General features: G+C 45.1%; 15 protein-coding genes, 2 tRNA genes and 1 pseudogene. 14 read left to right on the forward strand and 4 right to left on the reverse strand.

Going from position 1 to position 22,389, the window contains the following annotated elements:
• Positions 1 to 6: 6 nt before the first annotated feature.
• Positions 7 to 630, reverse strand: a complete 624-nt coding sequence (ndhC, locus tag BLR43_RS09335; RefSeq protein ID WP_093070712.1) for an NADH-quinone oxidoreductase subunit A — start codon at positions 628 to 630, stop codon at positions 7 to 9.
• A 761-nt stretch (positions 631 to 1,391) separates the two neighbouring features.
• Here ndhC and BLR43_RS09340 point away from each other — a divergent pair.
• The 6 genes from BLR43_RS09340 to BLR43_RS09365 all read left to right on the forward strand — a co-directional run bounded on the left by BLR43_RS09340 (position 1,392) and on the right by BLR43_RS09365 (position 8,794).
• Positions 1,392 to 3,425: a UvrD-helicase domain-containing protein gene (locus BLR43_RS09340; RefSeq protein WP_093070715.1), complete on the forward strand. Its 2,034-nt coding sequence runs from the start codon at positions 1,392 to 1,394 to the stop codon at positions 3,423 to 3,425.
• Positions 3,426 to 3,544: 119 nt separating this feature from the next.
• The gene (mgtE, locus tag BLR43_RS09345) at positions 3,545 to 4,936 is read left to right on the forward strand and encodes a magnesium transporter (RefSeq protein ID WP_167669402.1); all 1,392 of its coding nucleotides are present in this window, start codon (positions 3,545 to 3,547) and stop codon (positions 4,934 to 4,936) included.
• Between the two features lie 126 nt (positions 4,937 to 5,062).
• Entirely contained in the window at positions 5,063 to 5,527 is a 465-nt protein-coding gene (gene dut, locus BLR43_RS09350) for a dUTP diphosphatase (RefSeq protein ID WP_093070718.1), read from the forward strand.
• A gap of 177 nt (positions 5,528 to 5,704) precedes the next feature.
• Positions 5,705 to 7,552, forward strand: a complete 1,848-nt coding sequence (locus tag BLR43_RS09355; protein ID WP_093070721.1) for a phosphohexomutase domain-containing protein — start codon at positions 5,705 to 5,707, stop codon at positions 7,550 to 7,552.
• A gap of 74 nt (positions 7,553 to 7,626) precedes the next feature.
• A complete protein-coding gene (gene argB, locus BLR43_RS09360) occupies positions 7,627 to 8,544 on the forward strand; it encodes an acetylglutamate kinase (RefSeq protein WP_093070723.1) in 918 nt (305 codons plus the stop codon).
• A gap of 13 nt (positions 8,545 to 8,557) precedes the next feature.
• Positions 8,558 to 8,794, forward strand: a complete 237-nt coding sequence (locus tag BLR43_RS09365; RefSeq protein ID WP_075106373.1) for a hypothetical protein — start codon at positions 8,558 to 8,560, stop codon at positions 8,792 to 8,794.
• 22 nt (positions 8,795 to 8,816) lie between these two features.
• On the opposite strand, the gene BLR43_RS09370 is transcribed toward BLR43_RS09365, so the two are convergent.
• On the reverse strand, positions 8,817 to 9,188 hold the full coding sequence (locus tag BLR43_RS09370) for a Spx/MgsR family RNA polymerase-binding regulatory protein (protein ID WP_093070726.1): 372 nt from the start codon (positions 9,186 to 9,188) through the stop codon (positions 8,817 to 8,819).
• 236 nt (positions 9,189 to 9,424) lie between these two features.
• Here BLR43_RS09370 and leuS point away from each other — a divergent pair, with 236 nt between their 5' ends.
• The 7 genes from leuS to BLR43_RS09405 all read left to right on the forward strand — a co-directional run bounded on the left by leuS (position 9,425) and on the right by BLR43_RS09405 (position 18,449).
• Positions 9,425 to 12,112, forward strand: coding sequence for a leucine--tRNA ligase (leuS, locus tag BLR43_RS09375; RefSeq protein WP_093070729.1), 2,688 nt, complete (start codon positions 9,425 to 9,427; stop codon positions 12,110 to 12,112).
• Positions 12,113 to 12,162: 50 nt separating this feature from the next.
• The gene (locus BLR43_RS09380) at positions 12,163 to 12,876 is read left to right on the forward strand and encodes an LPS-assembly lipoprotein LptE (RefSeq protein WP_093070731.1); all 714 of its coding nucleotides are present in this window, start codon (positions 12,163 to 12,165) and stop codon (positions 12,874 to 12,876) included.
• Between the two features lie 161 nt (positions 12,877 to 13,037).
• Entirely contained in the window at positions 13,038 to 14,123 is a 1,086-nt protein-coding gene (locus tag BLR43_RS09385; protein ID WP_093070734.1) for a DNA polymerase III subunit delta, read from the forward strand.
• 258 nt (positions 14,124 to 14,381) lie between these two features.
• Positions 14,382 to 15,701: an efflux RND transporter periplasmic adaptor subunit gene (locus BLR43_RS09390; RefSeq protein ID WP_093070736.1), complete on the forward strand. Its 1,320-nt coding sequence runs from the start codon at positions 14,382 to 14,384 to the stop codon at positions 15,699 to 15,701.
• 250 nt (positions 15,702 to 15,951) lie between these two features.
• The gene (locus tag BLR43_RS09395; RefSeq protein ID WP_071003781.1) at positions 15,952 to 17,901 is read left to right on the forward strand and encodes a MacB family efflux pump subunit; all 1,950 of its coding nucleotides are present in this window, start codon (positions 15,952 to 15,954) and stop codon (positions 17,899 to 17,901) included.
• Between the two features lie 194 nt (positions 17,902 to 18,095).
• A tRNA-Lys gene (locus tag BLR43_RS09400) sits at positions 18,096 to 18,171 on the forward strand.
• A gap of 202 nt (positions 18,172 to 18,373) precedes the next feature.
• A tRNA-Lys gene (locus BLR43_RS09405) sits at positions 18,374 to 18,449 on the forward strand.
• A gap of 74 nt (positions 18,450 to 18,523) precedes the next feature.
• Here the strand turns inward: BLR43_RS09405 and BLR43_RS09410 are convergent.
• Together BLR43_RS09410 and BLR43_RS09415 are read right to left on the reverse strand one after the other, a co-directional pair.
• Positions 18,524 to 19,312 (reverse strand): MBL fold metallo-hydrolase, encoded by a 789-nt coding sequence (locus BLR43_RS09410; protein WP_093070739.1) that lies wholly within the window; start codon positions 19,310 to 19,312, stop codon positions 18,524 to 18,526.
• Positions 19,313 to 19,566: 254 nt separating this feature from the next.
• Positions 19,567 to 21,654 (reverse strand): catalase, encoded by a 2,088-nt coding sequence (locus BLR43_RS09415; RefSeq protein ID WP_071003254.1) that lies wholly within the window; start codon positions 21,652 to 21,654, stop codon positions 19,567 to 19,569.
• Between the two features lie 465 nt (positions 21,655 to 22,119).
• On the opposite strand from BLR43_RS09415, the pseudogene BLR43_RS13740 reads away from it, so the two are divergent.
• Positions 22,120 to 22,389: pseudogene (locus tag BLR43_RS13740) on the forward strand (hypothetical protein); the annotation flags it as partial.

A 22,389-nucleotide genomic window follows, 5' to 3' on the forward strand; every position in this document is an offset into this window, starting at 1 on the left:
TACTCACTAGTGCGCAGGCTTGTCGTTTTGTGCAGACGTCGCAAAGTCCACAGACGTCACATTACCTGTGGTATTGATATGATCAATGTTTTGTAGATGGCGACGGTTGGCTTCGATATTGTTTGAGACATTGATTTGACCGGATGATTGCGCGGGTACTTTACCAGTAGGATCGACCATCAGCTCATGAGCACCATCAAACTTGGTGATGTCTGCCAAATTAAAACCAGCTGGCGCAGCATGTAGCCGAGGTTTTTTGCGGCGCTTGTCAGCAGGTGCCCAGTTCATCGCACCCAAGCTCAGCTCATAAATCAAACCGATAATCAGAATAGTGATAAAGGTAGCAGCAGCGGCAAAACCAAGCCAGCCGGCCTCTCGCACTGACACAGAATACGCGTAGAGATACAGCGCCTCTAAATCGAAAATCACAAAGAAAATCGCGACCAAATAGAATTTAGCAGACAAACGAATACGGGCGTTGCCAGATCCGACAACACCCGCTTCAAATATCTCTTCTTTTTGTAAGCCTTGAGAGCGACCACCAAGTAAACGCGGTACCACCAGCATAAAGACAACTAGCCCAATGGCGGCTAAGATAAAAGCAACTGCTGACCAATTAAAAGCAGACATGATAATACGTGCTCCTCACCCAATCGAGTGTTAGACACAGCGCAGGCACTGACCCATTAAGGCCGCCTCACGACAGGTATAACGCAGACGAAAACACAAAGCAGTTGTCATTCACTGACACTGTGTTTAAGTAACTGTCATTGAGTCACATGTTAGGTATTTTGCTGGTAATAACCAATTATCAAGCTTATTAACGACGATGTCAGACCTGACCAACGGTAGAGATTCCGGTATGCACGCGGATAAAGGCTGGTCGCCCAACGCATCTTCTAACAACGTAAGATCAACGTATTAAATCAATATCATATCTGACTGCGTACTTAATTGATTTAATAGCTCATTACACGTGGTTAATAATGACGTGACAACTGGCATAAATTATTTATGTACTATACGCATATCAGTGCCTAAAAGCTAGTTTTTAACTGTATTCGACGGTCATTTTCTATGAAACAAAATGTGTTTTTTTTACCAAAAATTATGATATAGACGTTACCTTATATTAACCCCAAATCCATGCTTTGTTCGATGCGCAAACGCTGTCACGCTATTTATCAAAAATCAAGCGCGCTCATACCCTATTTTCATCACCCAACTCCTCCCCAAAAGTGACCGTTTTTGCTTTATAATGACCCACCTAATTTTACGATATGTCATCATCAAACCTTAAATTCTATTATCCTTATAACAAACATTATTAAGATATCAATTGTGCTATATCAGCGCTACCCTCTTTTTGCTTTTGTCTTACAGGTCACGTTATGAGTCAACTCAATCCCAAACAACAAGAAGCCATGCTCTACGTATCCGGCCCACTACTTGTGCTCGCAGGTGCTGGCTCCGGTAAGACCTCGGTGATCACGCGTAAAATTGCGTATCTGATTCAAGAGTGCGACATGCCAGCCGAGCGCATCACTGCCGTGACCTTTACTAATAAGGCGGCACGTGAAATGAAAGCCCGTGTGAGCAAACTGCTCCCAAGCGAAAAAACGCGCGGCTTGACTGTATCGACCTTTCACCAATTTGGTCTCCAGTTTTTGCGCTATGAGCTGATGCATACGCCGCTAAAAGGCAACTTCTCTATCATGGACAGCGATGACAGTAAGCGCCTCTTGATGGAGCTGATGATGCGCGACAACTTAAGTGGCGCTGAAAGTCGTGAGCTGGTTGGTAAAGCCATCAAAATGATCTCTGATTGGAAAAACGATTTGATCGAGCCTGACAAGGCGATGGAAACGTTAGACGATCCAGAAGACATGATTTTTGCGACCTTGTATGCGCTTTATGAGCGTAACTTACGTGCGTATAATGCCGTCGATTTTGATGACTTGATTGTACTGCCGACCAAAATCTTGCGTGAAAATAGAGAGCTGCGAGACAAATGGCAAAACCGTATTCGTTATCTATTGGTCGATGAGTATCAAGATACCAATACCGCCCAGTATGAAATGATTAAGCATCTGGTTGGTCCGCAAGGTCGTTTTACCGTGGTGGGTGATGATGACCAATCTATCTATGCGTGGCGCGGGGCGAAGCCTGAAAACATGGCACTGCTAAAAGAAGATTTCCCAAAACTAAAAATCGTCATGCTTGAGCAAAATTACCGTTCAACCACGCGTATTTTGACCTCTGCCAATGCCGTTATTCTCAACAACGAGCATTTATTTGAAAAAAAACTGTGGTCAGATAAAGGTCAAGGCGAAAAAATTCGGATTATCAACTGCCGTAATGATGACGATGAATCTGAGCGCGTCGCCAAAGAAATCGTCACGCACAAATTGCGTTTTGGTAATGAGTGGGAGCAGTATGCAGTACTCTACCGCAGTAACTTTCAGGCACGAATGCTTGAGGCACAATTGCGCCAGCTACAAGTACCCTATAAGTTATCGGGCGGTCAGTCGTTCTTTGCGCGTAGTGAAATCAAAGACATCATGGGCTATCTACGCCTGATTTTGAACCCCGAAGATGACAGCGCGTTTTTACGTATTATCAATACACCCAAGCGCGGTATGGGACCTGCCACGCTAGAAAAGCTTGGCTTATTTGCTCAAGAGCATAGTATCTCGCTACTGGCTTCTTGTACTCATGCCGGCTTGGCTCATGTGTTGCCGTCAAAAGCGTATGGCACGATCAAAGAGTTTGGCGAGTTCATCGAGCACTATACACGTGAGCTCGATCAACACCCTGATCCTGTGCCAATCGTACGCCGAATGATTGATGAGACGGGTTATATTGATTTTGTCCGTAGCGATGCCAAAACCCCGCAGCAAGAAAAAAACCGTATTGATAATATCGATATGCTCTATACCAGTATCCAATCTCTCATTAATCGCGCGGAAGAAGACGAAGACCGCACGATTGATACCATCATTCGTAAGCTGGTTTTGCTAGACATGCTCGAGCAGCAGCAAGAAGAAGAAAACACCAACAAAGTCAATCTAATGACCTTGCATGCTGCAAAAGGTTTGGAGTTTGATTTTGTTTATATCATGGGGCTTGAGGAAGAGATGCTACCGCATCGCAACTCTATTATGAGTGAGACGATTGAAGAAGAGCGTCGTCTGATGTACGTAGGCATCACCCGCGCGCGTCGTGAGCTGACTTTGACGCTTGCGGCCCAGCGCCGTGCCGGTGGCCAGATGCGCGTGACCTCAGAGTCCAGATTTTTGGATGAGCTGCCAGAAGATCATGTTGACTGGCCCGCCAAGGCCAAAAAGAAAAAAGCCATCAAAGACCCAGAAGCGGTCGCTGATGAGTATTTAGCCAATATTCGCGCTTTATTGGGTAAGCGCTAACATCAATATTGACAGGCTGATGCCAAAAAGAACTGACTCGGCAAACGCTAACCCGACGTTTTGCCATTTGCTATTATTAACACTTTATAAAAGATATTGGAATCCTTATGCCTACCTCGATGCCCGATCAGGAACGACCATCAGTGCTACCAGGAGATTATAATCCGGCTGAATACAGTGCCGAATATAAACTGCTGTATTTGCAGGATTTGGTTGCTGATAAAGCATATGAGGCGATTACAGAGTTTTTAGAAAAGCAGTCTGAGTATGAAATTGCAAGCCTACTAGAGTCTTTCCCGACTCAAAACCGCCTACTCATCTGGGAGCAAGTACCAGAGAGCATTAAAGGTGAGGTACTTGCTGAGCTCGAGTACGATACCCGCCAGCCATTATTAGAGAATATTTCTTCTCAAGAAATCTCGCTATTTACCCAAGATCTTGATGCCCAAGACATCTCTGAGATTTTGGATACTGTCACTGAGAGCGTACGTACCTCAGTCATGGCAACGCTCGATGAAGAAACGCGCGTCCAAGTCAATAAACTTGATACGTATGATGACTGGGAAGTTGGGAGCTACATGGATCCCGATATTATCCAAATACGGGATGATATCTGTCTGGCGGATGTACAGGATTGGCTACGCGAAAACGAGGATCTACTCGATGACGAAAGCCAAGAGCTACTCGTGGTCGATCAAAGCCAGCAATTACTTGGGCTATTAAGCCTGGTAGATCTGATTAAACATGATCAAAACACCCTAGTCTCAGAGCTGATCGATACAGCCATCACCATTAATGATCGCCTAGACATCCAAGATGCTGCAGCGATTTTTCGTTCAGAAGATATCCGTTTTGCCCCCGTGACAAATAGCTATGGCGAGCTGGTTGGACAGCTAAATGGCGAAGACATCATGGAGATTATCCAAGATGATGTCGATAGCACTATGAAAAATCTTGCTGGTGTTAGCCAAGATGAAGAGCTGTTCGCGCCTATTCTAACCAGTGCCAAAAGCCGTAGTGTTTGGCTGGGTATCAATCTATGTACCGCGCTCTTGGCAGCCGCGGTGATTGGACAATTCGAGGAAGTCTTGGCACAAGTGGTGGCGCTGGCGATATTGATGCCTGTGGTCGCCAGCATGGGCGGTATTGCAGGCTCGCAAACCTTGACCGTCGTTATCCGCGGGATGGCAATGGGTCAAATCGGTGGTTCTAACCGAGTCTGGCTCCTTAATAAAGAGCTGTGGGTTGGCGCGATAAACGGTATCATTTGGGCGATCATCATGGCATTTATTGCCCAATTATGGTTTCATGACATCGAAATTAGTGCTGTCATTGGCTTTGCCATTGCGATCAACATGACGGCGGCGAATGTCTCGGGAATTAGTATACCGCTGTTACTTAAGCGCATGAACATTGACCCAGCCTTGTCTGCCTCGGTGATTTTGACCACCGTGACGGATATTGTTGGTTTTATGTCGTTCCTAGGCTTGGCGAGTGTGTTAATACTCTAGTGAATTGCTAAATAATAAAGTATCCAATAAAAACACAGCATTGCTATTTATATATCATTGTTGTTTATACAATATTGTTAAATAGTCTTAATTTATAAAACTTCTAAATCGTTAAGTGAGTGCGTTATGCAAGCTGTACAAGTGAAAGTGGTCAACCCTAAAATTACTGAAGATGACGCGTTTTCTCTACCGACTCGCGCTACCGATGGCAGTGCTGGTATCGATCTGCGCGCTTGTATTGATGAGCCTTTAACGATCAGAGCAGGCGAAACCCATTTGATAGGTACGGGCCTTGCTGTTTATATTCAAGACCCTAACTATGCAGGTATGATATTGCCACGCTCAGGCCTTGGCCATAAGCACGGCATCGTCTTGGGTAACTTGGTTGGGCTGATTGATGCCGACTATCAAGGTGAGCTGATGGTCAGTATTTGGAATCGCAGTAACGAAGACTTTACTCTGAACCCTGCAGAGCGCATGGCACAGTATATCGTGGTGCCTGTTGCCCGTCCTGAGTTTGAAGTGGTCACAGAGTTCAGTGACAAAAGCGTACGCGGTGCAGGCGGATTTGGACATTCAGGCCGTCAGTAATTATTCGCTCAATTAATGATCGTTGAGGTGGCGATTTCAGGTTAGCAGTGCCAGTTTAGTGGCTAAAATAATTATTGGGATGGCGACTAAGAGTAATTGTTTACATTAATAGAATGTTACGCTACCCGTTTTGTATTCATAATTACCTATTTACCACGTCAATAAGGAGAATAAGCCATGCCATCTTTTGCGGCGCAGCAATCCTTATTTCGTGCTTATGACATCCGTGGTACAAACACGCATTTCACCGATGAGTTTGTACAAGCGCTAGGCCATCGTTTTGCTCAGCTCTATGGCCCTCAACGCAGCCAATTCACAAAAAATAGTAATGCCCATGCTGCTACTGATGTTACTTGCCCTCCCAATAACACCGTCAACTTCCAACAGAATATAGCAGCCGAAATTATCGTCGTTATTGGCTATGACATGCGTCATGGCAGCGAATCGATTGCACGTACACTCTCTACTGTATTAGCCCAACAGGGTTTATGCGTTATCCAGCTCGGTCTTGTTACCACACCCATGATGGCGTTTTGGGCAAAGCAGTATCAAGGTCATGGCATTATTGTAACCGCCAGCCACTCTGCCAAAGACGTATTGGGTATCAAGTGGTTGGTCAATCATAAATCTCCTAGTAGCTTAGAGATACAAGCCCTTTATCAACAATTAATCTCTCATACTCATTACTTATCTAAAAATCAGGTCGAGCAAGCAACCTTAGACTCAGAACCAGACTCACACTATATAAATATTAGCAGCAATACTGAATTGTCTAGAGCTTTGCTTAAAGAGCTGCCTGCCAAGCAAGTAGCAGATGTCTATATCGCGGCTATTGAGCAAGTCTTTTGCCAGTTGACTCAGGATAATCAGACAGCACCTACAAACAACCGAAAAACAGCGTCTAAGCTTGATTTGGTTGTGGTTATTGATTGTATGCACGGTGCCACTGGCAACATCACTCAGCGCTTATTTGACCGTTTTTGCCAGCATGTCATTGTGCTCAATGACACGCCAGATGGCAGCTTTCCTCTTGGTAATCCTGATCCAGCCGAGCCCAACCGTCTAACAGCGCTGCAGCAAGCTGTTGCTTCTCATTGTGCCGATATTGGTCTGGCATTTGATGGTGATGGTGATCGTTTGATGATCGTTGATAATAACGGCAAAGTGGTCATGCCTGATCACCTACTCTACTTGTTAGCACGCATTGCCATTACAGAACGTCCGGATTCTTTGACCAGCTACTTAGCGTCTGAGGTGCTATTTGATATTAAATGCGCGCATCATCTGCCAAAGCTACTGGCGGATCTTGGCGCGATGCCAGTGATTAGCAAAACCGGTAGCAGCTTTATGCGCCAACAGGTACAGCATCCTGATAGTCAAATTGTCTTTGCAGGTGAGCTATCAGGGCATTTTATTTTTAATGATGGCCGCTTTATCCCTTATGATGATGCCATATATGCTGCATTGCGCTTACTGCATTGGTTTGTCAAGTCTCGTAATATCTTAGATGATAAAAATGCACTATCAGATATTCTCCAACGCTTGCCCGCCATGGTCAGTACAGCAGATCATTATTTGCCGATGCCGCAGACTGCTAGGACAGATTGCTCAATCATGGAGCAATTAACGAGGGTTTGTACCTATTTGCAAAACCTAGCAAGCGTGACGACTCATGCTGATTCGTTTGTTATTTCTGATTACCGACTAGACGCCGCTAATCTACCAACTGCTTTATGTGCGTCACCAGTCTGTACTTGCTCCACTATCAGATCCCATATAGCTGTCGAACAAGCCAAGTCTTTATTGCCAGCAGGTACTAGACTTAGCTGCATTGATGGTGTCCGCTTGGATTTTGCGCACGGATTTGGCGTGTTGCGTCAATCAAATACCAGTAATAGCCTGACTGCGCGCTTCGCTGGTGACAGCATGGATGATCTAAAAGACATTCAAGCGACCTTTGCCGCGTTGTGTCGCCCATTTGATGCAGAGCTGGCAACACAGATTATCGCCATGCCTGCTGAATAACGGCATTAAACCTGTATCGATTAAACATGCTAAAAAGAACAACCCATTTAAAACCCGCCCTTTAGGAGTTAGGAATGACACTTAATTTAGATGACGCCAAAAACACCGCTGAAGTATTAACCACTGCCCTGCCCTATATTCAGCGCTTTGTTGATAAACTCATCGTGGTGAAATATGGCGGCAATGCCATGACCGATCCTGAACTCGAAAGCTCATTTGCTCGTGATATCGTCTTGCTGAAAACGGTCGGTATACATCCAGTCGTTGTACATGGTGGTGGCCCACAAGTTGATAACTTGTTAAAAGAGCTGGGGCGTCAGTCTGATCGTATCGATGGGATGCGTGTGACTGACAAAAGCACGATGGATATCGTAGAGATGGTGCTTGGCGGCAGTGTCAACAAATCGATTGTCAGCTTGATTAACAAGCACGGCGGTCGCGCAATTGGCCTCACGGGCAAAGACGCCAACTTGATTCAAGCCAAAAAACTGATGATGGAAAAAATCGGTACCGATGGCGTCGCGGTTCCCGTAGATTTAGGATTTGTGGGCGACGTAGTCAGTGTCAATAAAGACGTCATCAATATGCTCATTGCCTCTGATTTTATTCCCGTTATCGCACCACTTGGTGTCGATAAAGAAGGCAATACTTATAATATCAATGCAGACCTAGTCGCTGGTAAAGTGGCTGAGTTTTTACAAGCAGAGAAACTGATGCTATTGACCAATATCAAAGGCGTATTGGGCCGTGACGGCGAGGTAGTGACTGGGCTAACACCCAAGAAAGTCGATGGCTTGATTGAAGATGGTACGATCTCAGGCGGTATGATTCCCAAGATTCAATGTGCACTTGATGCGGTACGTAGCGGTGTCAAAAGTGCGGTTATCGTCGATGGCCGTGTGCCGCATGCGACGCTACTTGAGATTTTTACCAACGAAGGCGTTGGTACGCTGATTAGCCGCGAGATAGACGCCGCTTTGAGCCAATCATAGGAGTGAGTCAATCATGCCGCTGTGGCTGTGGTGCCTACTGTTTGTTTTAGAGAGCCTATATTGCTGGTGGATTATTGGCTACGGCGGTGCGCGCTGGATAGAGGGCTGGAAGTCGTTTTTTATGATTGACTGGTTTGCCCTTGATTGGACAGCGGAGCAAATCCGCCTCTATGTCCTCATTATTTGGGGCTTTAGTGTGATTTGGTTTATTGTTGGCGTTATTAAGCCTGAGCTAAGGTTTTATTATTAGCTCGGGCTCTTTATGCCCGTTTTTAACCAAACACGCGCTCAAACTCCGCTTCATCAAAACCGCAAAGCAATATCGGCTGATCTTTATCTGCTAATTGACCTTCTACAATCGGACGTTTGATCATGCTGGTATTTTCTACCAGTAACGCTATCGCAGCGTCTATACTGGCATCAGCTTCCGATTTTTGCTCGTCAGTGAGCTTGCGCCATGTTGTGCCGCGCTTATTAAGCACTTTATCAATCCCTAACGCATTTACCCAGCGCTGTACTGCTTCTTTGTCGACACCTTGTTTTTTATAATCATGAAACTCATAGCTAACGCCCAGCTCGTCAAGCTTAGTGAACGCCTTTTTCATCGTGCTACAAGACTTGATACCGTAAATGGTGATGGTCATGATGACTCCTTATCATTACTCATAAATACTGGTGAACGTTTCTATTATACCGAAGGCTGACTGGATATAAAAAATACCTCACTTTTAATCGTCAAACCTGATGAGCAAATGCATCATATCGTCGCAATTTTTGCCAAATTACGCTATGCTATGGCATTGTCAAATTCCACCTATTTTGAACAGTATTAAACAAATCCGTCTTAAATAAATCAGTATCAACCAATTTCGAGCCGACTATGAGCAACGCCGTGACAGCAGACCAAACCGACAACCATCATTATAACCCGCAAGCGATCGAAGCTGCGCAGCAGACCAAATGGGCCACTGATAAGCGCTTTGAAGTCAGCAATGAGCCAAGCGACAAACCAAGCCGTTATATGCTGTCAATGTTCCCCTACCCAAGCGGCAAGCTGCATATGGGCCACGTACGTAACTATACGATTTCTGACGTCTTAAGCCGTTATTACCGCCTAAAAGGGTATGAGGTCATGCAGCCAATGGGCTGGGATGGTTTTGGCTTGCCAGCAGAAAACGCAGCAATTGCCAATCAAACGCCACCTGCTGCATGGACATTTGCCAACATCGACAACATGCGCGCACAGCTTAAATTGCTAGGCCTGTCTATTGATTGGTCACGCGAGTTTGCCACTTGTAGCCCTGAATACTATCAGTGGGAGCAGTGGCTATTCTTGCAGTTGTACAAAAAAGGCCTAGTGTACAAAAAGCTATCGACGGTCAACTGGGATCCCGTTGATAATACTGTCTTAGCAAACGAGCAAGTCATTGATGGTAAAGGTTGGCGTAGTGGTGCGGCAGTCGAAAAACGTGACATCCCCATGTATTACTTCAACATCACTGACTATGCCGATGAATTGCTCGACGATTTGGATCAGCTAGAAGGTCACTGGCCCTCTGAAGTATTGACCATGCAGCGCAACTGGATTGGTCGTAGTGCCGGTATGGAAGTCCACTTCCCTTATGAGCTCGCTGGCGAAGAAAACACCTTAGATGTATTCACCACTCGTCCTGATACTTTGATGGGCGTGACTTATGTCGCGGTTGCCGCAGAGCATCCACTTGCCCAATACGCTGCTGAAAAAGACGACATGATTGCCCAGTTCTGTGCCCTTTGCAAAAAAGGTTCAGTGGCTGAGGCCGATCTCGCCAAAGCCGAGAAAATCGGTATGGATACCGGCCTGACCGTCACTCATCCACTGACTGGTGAAGAAGTGCCTGTTTGGGTCGCCAACTATGTACTGATGAGCTACGGCTCAGGTGCGGTGATGGCCGTGCCTGCTCACGATGAGCGTGATTATGAATTTGCGGTGAAGTACAACCTACCGATTAAACAAGTCATCAATACCCCTGATGGCTATTTTGATGATTTAAAAGCAGATGCTAAAGCAAATGATAGTGAAGTCAATCTTGCTTATACTGAACGCAATACTTTGGTTAACTCAGGTGAGTTTGATGGTTTAGATTTTGAGCAGGCGTTTGATGCCATGCTTGCCAAACTTGAGCCAAAATCGCTTGCCAAGAAAAAAATCCAATACCGCCTGCGGGATTGGGGCGTGTCGCGCCAGCGCTATTGGGGCTGCCCTATCCCAATGATCAACTGTGAGCATTGTGGTACGGTTCCTGTCGAAGAGCAAGACTTGCCCGTTGTGTTGCCAACCGACGTCGTGCCTGATGGTCGTGGTAATCCACTCAAGAATATACCAGAGTTTGTCAATACCACTTGTCCTAAATGTGGTAATCCTGCTGAGCGTGAGACCGATACCTTTGACACATTCGTGGAGTCAAGCTGGTATTACGCCCGCTTTGCTAGCCCAACTGACACACAAAACATGGTCAACAAGTCTGCTGCCAATAAATGGCTGCCAGTCGATCAATACGTGGGCGGTGTTGAGCATGCAGTGATGCATCTGTTGTATGCGCGCTTCTTCCATAAGCTCATGCGAGATGAAAACTTGGTCACTGGCGACGAGCCATTTGCCAACCTAATGACGCAAGGTATGGTACTCGCTGGCACCTTCTACCGTGTCAACGCGGATGGCAGTACCACTTACTACTTTGCAGAAGATATCGATATCGACTACAACGACCGTGGACAGCCGATCAAAGCGACCTTAAAGCTGGATGGTCAGCCAGTCACGATTGGCAAAATCGAAAAAATGTCTAAATCAAAAAACAACGGTGTCGATCCACAGCTGACTATTGATAAATACGGTGCGGACACGGTACGTTTATATACACTATTTACCGCACCTGCCGATCAGACGCTTGAATGGTCAGATGACGCGCTAAAAGGCCCTTACAACTTTGTGAAAAAAGTATGGCGCATCGCTAATGATCACATGCAAGCGCTAACGGCCGCCAATATCAGCATTGATACGCTGAACGGTGCGACATTGAACACAGAGGGATTGAGCAAAGAAGCCAAAAACTTACGCCGTAAGACGCACGAAACCATCGCCAAGATTGATAGTGATTTGGGTGATCGTTTAGCACTCAACACACCTGTATCAAGCCTGATGGAACTTGCCAACGAGTTGACTGCCTTTAACGCCAGTAGTGAGCAAGAGCTACACGTTAAACACGAAGCGTTGACCAATCTGCTGATTATGCTGTCTGTCTATGCGCCGCACGTTGGTGAGCATTTGCTTGAGCAGCTCGGCCTTGATACTTTAACCTTAGATTACCCGACTGTTGATGAAAGTGCGCTGGTACAGGACATGATTACGATGGTCGTTCAGGTCAATGGTAAAATGCGTGGTAAGATGGATGTCGCACCGAACAGCGACCCTGAGCAACTAAAAGCACAAGCTCGAACGATGGAAAGCGTAGCAAAGTTCATCACAGGCGAGATCAAAAAAGAAATCGTCGTACCCAACAAGCTGGTTAATATCGTGGTTGCAGGCTAGTCGCCTAGGCTTAGTGCTCTAAGCCTTTTTATCATATGAGGATAGCGTTTATGTCGTATAAGCATCGAGCTTGGCAATCACAACCAACGCCAAGCGCACGGCACGTTGGTACAAAACAATCTGGTGGAAAGAAGCTTGCGACGGCATTGCTCACAGCATTACCTATGTTTGCGATATTGGGTACAACGGCAGGTCTAAGTGGTTGCGGTTTTCAGCTACGCGGCTATGATTCGCCAATGCTGCTCAATGCCAACAAAACAGCCGTCATTATCGAAGACAATCGCACCTCATTTCCTCTAAAATTGCCATTGACACGCCGCCTAACCACATTAGGTGTCGATGTCATTGGCAATATGACAGTTGATGATGTGATTCGCAGCAATCAACAAGCTGGTGCTAAACCGATTGCAGCGATCGATATCAGTAACGTGCGTTTTAAACGTTACGAGTTGGTGGGTGTATTGACAGAGATTCGCTTGGTACTCTCTGCTGATGTCAGCTACCAGACGATCGAGAATGGCAAGCCCGTCACGCTTACCAATCCCATTCAAGTCGAGCGTAGCTATCAATACAATGAAGCATCCGTCAGTACTGATGACCAGCAAGGCGACCAAATTCGTGATTGGCTCTATGACAGCTTAGCACGCCGTATCACGGATCAATATGTGGCGATCTCCTTGCCAAAAGTTGCACCTGCTGCCAAGCAGTCTGTACTGATGAATAAAGGCGCAACGCCAACGGTTGTCGTCGTACCTGAGAAGTAACTTTTAACAAATACTGTTATTAAGCTCTATCATTTGCAGCCATTTAAGTATGAAGAACAACGAGCGTACGCACTAACTTAGTCAGCTAAGCAAGTTCGACAGCGCTCGTCATATTTCTACAAATGCTATCATCTGTTTACCAACCTGTGTCCTACCACGCTATGCAACACACCTTTATACAAGCTTATCCCAAACTCCTGCAATCTTCGGTTGCGGTAGCTGGCTTGTGGCTGGCGCATGGTGACGAGCCATTACTCAGTCAATGGCTCATCGATGCACTACGTCCCCATTGGCGCGCGCAAAACTACGCCATCAAACGTATAGAGCTGATATCGGTGAAGAGTTGGCAAGAAGTATTGTCAGAGCTTGGCAGCCAGTCTCTATTTGATGATGCGAGTGCGGTAATCGTGACTGGCAATCATAAACCTGATAAAGCAGTTATTGCTGAGCTTGAGCGCTTTGCTGTTGAGGCGCAAACAGGTGCGCACAGTCATAGCGTATTATGGCTAACACCTAAGCAAGACAAACGCAGTCAGAGCAGCAAGTGGTTTGCCCCTTTTGCTCAATACGGCACTGTCATTGATTGCAATTTATACAACGAGCAGCAGCGCCAGCAGTTGTTGCAAATACAGGCGCAGAAGTTTGGATTACGACTGTCACAAGAAGCGTGGCAACTTCTTATGTCACACACTGAGCATCATCTACTCAGTGCTTATCAAACGCTATGGCGCCTGTCTTATCTGTTTGCACCGCAATTAGCTACTAGCAATAGTGATAATAATGAAGATAACGAGCACTCTAATAGTTTTACACAGCCGGTAAATAATGTGACATTGGATATTGCAGACTTACAAGCAGCCTTAGTCAGCGACGCGCAATTTAGCGTGTTTGATTTGTCTGATGCGATGCTCGCGGGTAATAGCACGCAGGTTGCCAAAATCATGTTTCAGCTAAAGTCGACCGATGAGCCTACTACTTTAGTACTCTGGGCTATTAGCAAAGACATGCGTCAAATTATCCAACTGCTGGATGGTCAAGACCCTCAAGCATTAGGCATTTGGCGTAGTAAGCAAGGGTTATACCAACAAGCATGCCGCCGTCAGTCAAAAGAACAAACGAGCGAATGGCCTGCTCTGCTCTATCGCTGTGACCAAGCCATCAAAGGCCTTATTCGCCAACCAGCATGGGAGCTGTTATTGCAAGCAGCATTGGAGCTGGCAGGCAAGCGTTTATTTACCATACGATAGTACTTCGTGATAGCCAGTCATCATTCACTATCACACCCTATGCCTTATTTTACCAAGTAGTATTTTAAAGGCCTCTCCCTTACTACCTCTTATCATGTCCACCCTTTCCTCATATTTATCCATTAACAGCCGCTTACTTGCTGTTATGTAAACTGTACTACATAGGCCTTAACCTTTCGTAAACTAATTATCATTCCCTTTCGTACATGAAGTCTCTACTATATCTACACTTGATTTAATTGTGATTGGATTGTTGTCATGCGCAAAATAAGCAGAAAATCTGCTATTAAATGGGGTGTCATCACCTTAATTATCGTAGCATTAGGGGCTTTGGCCTATACTTTTTTAAAACCAGAAGAAACCACACCTAACTATTTAACCGCAACCGTTGAAGTCGGTGATATTGAAAACAATGTCATGGCCTCTGGTAAAGTAAAAGCGTTAAATACCGTTGATGTCGGCGCGCAGGTATCTGGCGAGGTAAAACGCCTATACGTTGAAGTCGGTGATGAAGTCAAGCAAGGCGACTTGATTGCACAGATTGACCAAGTGACCCAAAAAAACAACCTGAGCAACGAACAAGCCAGCCTTGAGCAAAGTGAAGCCGCGCTACAAAGTGCGCAAGCAGAATTGCTCAGCAAACAGGCAGCACTAAAAAGTGCCTATTCCGATCTTGCTAGCCGCCAATCTGAGCTCAAACAAGCACAGTCTGATTTTGCGCGTTTGCAAGACTTAGTCGCTATCGATGCTATCTCACAACAAGAATATGACACGCAGGCGACCAGTGTCGAGACAGCAAAAGCAGCCGTTGCCAATGCACGTGCGGCTATCGACACAGCTAAAGCCGCGATTGCGACCACAGAAGCCAATATCAACAGTCAGCAAGCAGCATTACGCAAATCACGAACTAACGTCAGTACTGCTGAAGAAGATCTAAGCTATACCACGATTCGTGCACCAATATCAGGTACAGTCGTTTCTATTACGACTGAGCAAGGTACTACGGTCAATGCTAACCAAACGGCGCCCACATTGGTGACGTTAGCAGATTTATCGACCGTACGTATCAACGCGCAAATCTCAGAAGCTGATGTCATTAACGTCAGTGCTGGTATGCCTGCTTATTTCAATATTATCGGTAATCCAGACAAACAGTATGATGCGACATTAACCGCTATCGAACCTGCCCCAGAGCAGATCAGTAGCACCAGCTCGACAGACGCTGCTATCTATTACGTCGGCTACGTAGAAGTACCAAACCCTGACCGCTTGTTCCGAATCGATATGACGGCACAGATATATATCATCGTCAACGAAGCCAAAAATACTCTATTAGTACCATCAACAGTGATCCAAGAAAAGCGAGCTAAAGAAAAAGGCAAATCAACAACGGGCAAGTTTGTACGTGTATTAAAAGATGACGGAACCGTAGAAGAGCGTACTGTAGAAGTCGGTATTGATAACCGAGTAAATGCGCAAATCTTAAGTGGTTTGAAAGAAGGGGAAGAAGTAATCATCAGTGAAGAGAGCGGTAAGAAATCAGATAGCGGCCGCGTACCTGGCGGACCTCGAATGTAACTTGTGCTTTGACTATGTTGAGTAAGAAAGGCTTGCTAAACATAGCAGCCCTTTCATAACAACACTATAACGCTTATTAGCCTTTATTAAAGACACTGCTATGACTATATCTCAATCTCCTAAACCGTCGACTGAAGATAGCTCTGAAAGTAGCACGGCTCAAAACTTAGGGTCACACACTTCTGCTAATCGCTCAAACAACTTAGCAAAAACCAATACCGCTACCCACTCTGCATCAGGCAAGCCCATTATGGAACTATCTGGCATTATCAGAGAGTTCCCTGCTGGTGAGCAAACCATTCGCGTCTTGCATGATATCAGTCTGACGATTCACCAAGGTGAGATGGTCGCTATCATTGGACAGTCAGGCTCTGGTAAGTCCACCTTGATGAATATCTTAGGTTGTCTAGATCAAGCCACTGCTGGTGATTATAAGATTTATGGTCAATCCGCCCGTAAGCTTGATGCCGATCAGCTAGCAGAACTGCGCCGTGAGCACTTTGGTTTTATTTTTCAGCGCTATCATTTGCTTGGTGATATCAGTGCCAAAGACAACGTCGCCGTCCCTGCCGTGTATGCGGGCATGGATACCGAGGCACGCACCAATCGTGCTGAGAAGCTACTAACTGACCTCGGCCTTGGCAATAAGGTCAACAATCGTCCCAATCAGCTCTCAGGTGGACAGCAGCAGCGTGTTTCTGTCGCTCGTGCACTGATGAATGGTGGCGATGTTATCTTAGCAGATGAGCCAACTGGTGCCCTAGACAGTAAGTCTGGCGAAGATGTCATGGCGATTTTGCATGACCTCAGCGCACAAGGTCATACCATTATCATGGTCACTCATGATCCAAAACTAGCAGCACAAGCAGAGCGTGTGATTGAGCTCAAAGATGGCCATGTCATCGCTGACTATCAAACTGAGCATTATAAGCATACAGACAAAAAACCAGAATCTATCCTTGGCGAGCATCGCAAAAGTGCCTTTGGTAGTTTTATTGATCGACTGCTTGAAGCTTTCAAAATGTCTTTGCTTGCCATGCGCGCGCATAAGATGCGTACTCTACTAACGATGCTCGGCATTATTATCGGTATTGCCGCAGTCGTATCTATCGTAGGTCTTGGACAAGGCTCTCAGCAGCAAATCCTTGCCAATATCAGCTCGTTAGGTACCAATACCATTACTGTCAATGATGGCTACCCTAGAGGCGATCCTAGACGCCGCTATAATGATGACAATTTGACACCAGAAGATGCAGAGGCGGTCGGCAATCAGCCCTATATTATCAGCGTCAGCCCTCAGGTAAATGCCAGCTCTAGTGTCCGCTATCGTAATATACAGGAGGATGCTACCGTCAATGGCGTTGGTGAAGACTATCTAACCGTCACTGGTGAGACATTAGCACTGGGCCAAGGGTTTGATGCAAAAAGCATTACATTACGTAGTCAAGATATCATCATCGATGACAACGCTAAACAGACCTTTTTCTCAGACATTGATAACCCTGTTGGCGAGGTAATATTGGTTGGTAGTGTGCCTGGACGCGTGATTGGCGTACTTGAAGAGAGCGATGGTGGCTTTGGTCCCAGTGTAACGACGCCTACTATCTATATGCCTTATACGACAGTGATGTCGCGCGTCACCGGTAGTACCAATATCGACCGCTTTGTGGCGTTGTTAGATGATAGTATCTCTTCTAGTGCCGCAGAGACGGCCATCTCTGACTTGATAGAAAGTCGCCATGGCAAAGATGACTTTGAGCTACGAAATTCAGACTCTATCCGTCAAACCATTGAGTCAACGACAGGTACGATGACCCTACTTATCTCATCAGTTGCAGTTATTTCGTTGATTGTTGGTGGTATTGGGGTCATGAACATCATGCTAGTCTCTGTCACCGAGCGCACTAATGAGATTGGTGTTCGTATGGCAGTAGGTGCGCGTCAAAGCGACATCATGCAGCAATTTCTCATTGAGGCCGTTCTAGTCTGTATCCTAGGGGGACTGATTGGTATTGGAATGGCATTTGCCATTGGTGAGCTGATTAATAGTGTGGGCGGTGACAGTTTCAAAGTCATCTACTCACCGACTTCTATTATTGCCGCATTTGTTTGCTCGACATTGATTGGCGTAGTATTTGGATTCTTGCCAGCACGTAATGCTGCCAAACTAGATCCTGTTGAGGCGCTTTCTCGAGACTAATAATTGAGTATTGACTCGCTTTAGCCAAAAATAGAGCAGTCAATATCGATATAATGGCAAAAATTTAAAGAAACTGGAATAAATTGGCAATTTTATAAGAGAATTACACTTTTTTTATCCTGTGGGGTTGTAATTGTCAGAATTATATATATAATGTGCTCTCACGTTTAGGGATACAAACACTTTAAACGTTAGGGCTGTTAGCTCAGTTGGTAGAGCAGTTGACTTTTAATCAATTGGTCCCGCGTTCGAGTCGCGGACAGCCCACCATATTTTAGTTTAACCTTTATTCATCGTTCTACCCTATCCGGTAGTTGTTTAATAAAGTTAAGTTTAAAAAGCTCTTTTTTAAATGAATTACTCTTGTTGGCAATAATATACATTTATTGTTAGCATAACTTTTAGAAAATTCTATTTAAAGAATATTCTCTTGCGAAGCTAAAATTGCAGTGTCATTTTTATACGCTTCTCAGGGCTGTTAGCTCAGTTGGTAGAGCAGTTGACTTTTAATCAATTGGTCCCGCGTTCGAGTCGCGGACAGCCCACCATATTTGAAAAGCCCAGTTACCATGATAGTAACTGGGCTTTTTTTCGTCTGCACTTTCTATCCTTTATTTTATATCTACTTATGATGTCGCCGTTTAAAAAGTCGGAAGCTGCCTTTCTTACGCCATAGCAGTTTATGTCTGATCGTATCTTTGATGGTGCGCGGGTATTTGGGGGCTTGGTCGATGAACGCATCAAACTCTACCTCACTCATTGCACGCTCTCGACCATGTGCCATCATTACCATTGATGGTTTTAAATCTCTGATTTTTTTTAACGATTGCTTATAAGCTTTGGGATCATAGACAGGAAATGGCGCCACAAACTTATGGCGCAATTTGATGATGAGATCAGCCGTATATACCTGACGACTGGGCAAATGAAATAAAGACAGATCACGATCCGTATGCCCAGGCGTCTCTAACACTTGCCATTCATCAAACTCTGGGACAAAGTCACCGTCTGTGACAGTAATGTCTGGCTTTAGGCTTGCCGAATAGTACAGACTTTTGAATGGGCGACCTTGCCGCCGCGCCACATAGTACGCAAGATTCATATCGACAAAATGCATCGCTCGTCCACCAATACCGCCGTACCACTGACTTTTCTTGTCAGCAGAGATAATGCGGCAGCCAGTCTCTTGGCGAAACTTGCGCGCACCACCCGCATGATCCGGATGCATATGGGTGACCACCACCACTTTTAGGTCTGTTATCGGCCTATTTAGAGTATCTTTGATATACCCAAGTACCATTGGCACATCGGCACGGCAGCAGCCGTCTAGTAGCATGATTTTATCTGGATACACCGCAAGGTAGCTACTTTGGATATAGCCCTCTAGACGTACAATTTCACACGAACTCATTTATCATCCCTGATCATTTGATCCTAGTGTCTCTGTATTTTTAGTATAGCGATAATCAATACAAAACAAATCGTTTTCAGTGAACGCTTGTGACTATAGATACGGTTGATAATAGTCGCATAATGCGTAACATCATTAATGACAACGTTTATACTTCCAGTAAAAACGCAAAAAACCCAGCGCTTAGGCTGGGTTTTCTACATTAAGTATTTACTTTATAGATTTAAAGCTGATACCATCAATTATGCTAGCGATTACGCAAGGTCACGAACCTTAGGCTCACGCTCCCATAGACGAGATTTTGCATTTTCTACAAAGCTGTCAAGCTTAGCGAGCGGTGTGACAAACTCATCTTTTTCTACAGGAAGTTTACTTAAGATAAACTCATCCGTTGCACCGCAATAAGCAATCGCTTTGCAATGTACATAAGCATCAGTGAACCAATCTAGCGTTGAGCTATCCTCCGCCAGTTTCTTAGCTTGATCCGGCATAATGATACTCACTACCGCATCGAAGAATACAGAGGGTGCGCCAGCAACACGCTCATCTGCTTGGATACGCGTATTGTCGTCAAGCTTGACTTCTTTGCTAGGAGCAACAATTTTGACCATACCGCCTTGAGCGTTAATAGCATCTTCAAACTTCTTAACTTGCTCATGGTTTGATCCTTCAGCCACTAAGATACCAACCAAACGGCCTTTTAGTGATTTAGGCGTACGACCAATCGTTTGCAGAGGCTTAGAGGTGTCCATATCTTGTACTGGTGCTGCTGGTTCTGCCGCTTCTGGTAGCTCCATACCTAAGGCATTGGCAACACGATTAGCTAGATCTTCATCAATATTGATAAGGTGACTGAGCACGCGAGTACGAACATGCGCAGTATCTACTTTACCCAGCTCAAACGCGTAGGCTGATGCAATGTGTGCTTGTTCAGCAGGGGTTTGGCTACGATAGAACATACGTGGCTGACTATAGTGATCAGCGAAGCTCTCAGCACGGATACGACCTTTTACGCCATCGTCCAGTTTTTCATGAAACGAGTTAAAACCTTTTTGAGGACTTTCACGTGGACGGTCTAGATCTAGACTTTGAGGCTCATAAAGCACACGAGTCTTAGGCACTTGCATTTGCATATGACCGTCTTGCTGGTTATTTGCAAACGGACATTTAGGCGCATTGATAGGAATCTGAACAAAGTTTGGTGAGCCCAATCGTGACAACTGCGTATCTAAGTAACTAAATAAACGGCCTTGCAGTAAGGGATCGTTACTAAAGTCGATACCAGGTGGTATATGCGATGGACAGAAGGCTACCTGCTCAGTTTCTGCAAAGAAATTATCTGGGTTACGGTTTAGTACCATTTTACCGATGATTTTAACTGGCACTAGCTCTTCTGGAATCAGCTTAGTGGCATCTAAGTGGTCAAATGGAAACTCATTGGCCTCTTCTTCGGTAAAGAGCTGTACACCAAGCTCCCACTCAAAATACATACCATTTTCAATCGCTTCATACATGTCACGGCGGTTATAATCAGGGTCAGCACCAGATATTTTTACAGCTTCATCCCAAATAAGCGACTGTACACCTGCTACTGGTTTCCAATGATAACGGAAGAAAGTACTCTTACCTTCTTTGTTGAGCAAACGGTAGGTATGAATACCAAAACCTTCCATCATGCTAAAGCTACGCGGCAATGCACGATCACTCATCAGCCAAATCAGGTTATGCATCGTCTCTGGGCTTAGCGAGACAAAGTCCCAAAAGGTATCGTGTGCAGAGGCCGCTTGCGGAAACCCGCGATCCGGCTCCGGCTTGACTGCATGAATGAGATCAGGAAACTTAATGGCATCTTGAATAAAGAAGATCGGCATATTATTACCGACTAAATCCCAATTACCTTCTTCTGTGTACATCTTGACTGCAAATCCGCGTACGTCACGGGGCGTATCCTTTGAGCCTTTATTACCGGCAACGGTCGAAAAACGGGTAAAAAGTGGTGTTTGTTTACCCGTCTCAGTCAAAATTTTGGCCGTTGTATACTCTTCTAATGATTCGGTCAGCTCAAAATAACCGTGTGCCGCACTACCACGCGCATGGACGATACGCTCAGGGATACGCTCATGGTCAAAGTGGTTGATCTTTTCACGTAGTACAAAATCTTCTAATAGCGTAGGACCGCGTGCGCCTGCTTTTAGTGAGTTTTGATTGTCGCTGATAGCCACGCCTTGTTGGGTAGTCAATACTTTGGTGTCATCACCTGCGCGCTGATGGGTTTCGCCCCCATTGCCGCGTTCAGTATTCATATCTTTGGCTGGGTCGGTATGATCGATATTATTATTCATAAAACATCCTATCTAATGAGTAAAATAGTCTCTTCTAAGACCATTAAAAATGTGCTTACACAGGTGTTGTATCCTTTGGGATAATACTGACTTCATCTGTCTGTGATGCTGCATGACCAATTATTAAAAAAGATAAAGGAATAAAAGGCATACGGTTTATCTTACCCAAAAACTAAGTCGCTTATAGTTGCGTATATAGTGAAAGTTGTTGATGTTTGGTTAAAGTTTACGTGCGCAGTCACTCAACCGCTTGACGGCTTTTGAGCCAGCCTAAACGTTAACAATCCAATCTTGTAATTTAGTTATTCTTTAAGGTATGCTTTATGGCGTACTAGAGATCATCGATAAATAACATTGGCATGGTTTTTAGCCATATATTTATCTCTTTTTTCTCTGCACACGACAAAAAAACAAAAAAGTCTGTTAAAGCAAAGGCATAATAGTAATTTTTAAGACGAATAGACCATGCCAAACTTTAACAGACTTAGTGAGACTTTAACCCAAAACCTGAGCATGAACAAGGCAAGAATCAATTGTTTGAGCCTAATGATAATAGCCCTGATTACTGCTCAAAGCAGTAATCTTAAAAAAACAGCAAGACACCTTCCTAAGGGTGGCAAGACCGACAGTCACTATCGCAGACTACAGCGATTTTTTGCCGAAGCGAGGATAGACTACGATCAACTGGCTTTAATGATATATCGACTATTTGGGCTAGGCGAAGTCACCTTAACC

The sequence above is a fragment of the Psychrobacter pacificensis genome (assembly GCF_900101915.1).
In the GTDB taxonomy this organism is placed as follows: Bacteria; Pseudomonadota; Gammaproteobacteria; order Pseudomonadales; family Moraxellaceae; genus Psychrobacter; species Psychrobacter pacificensis.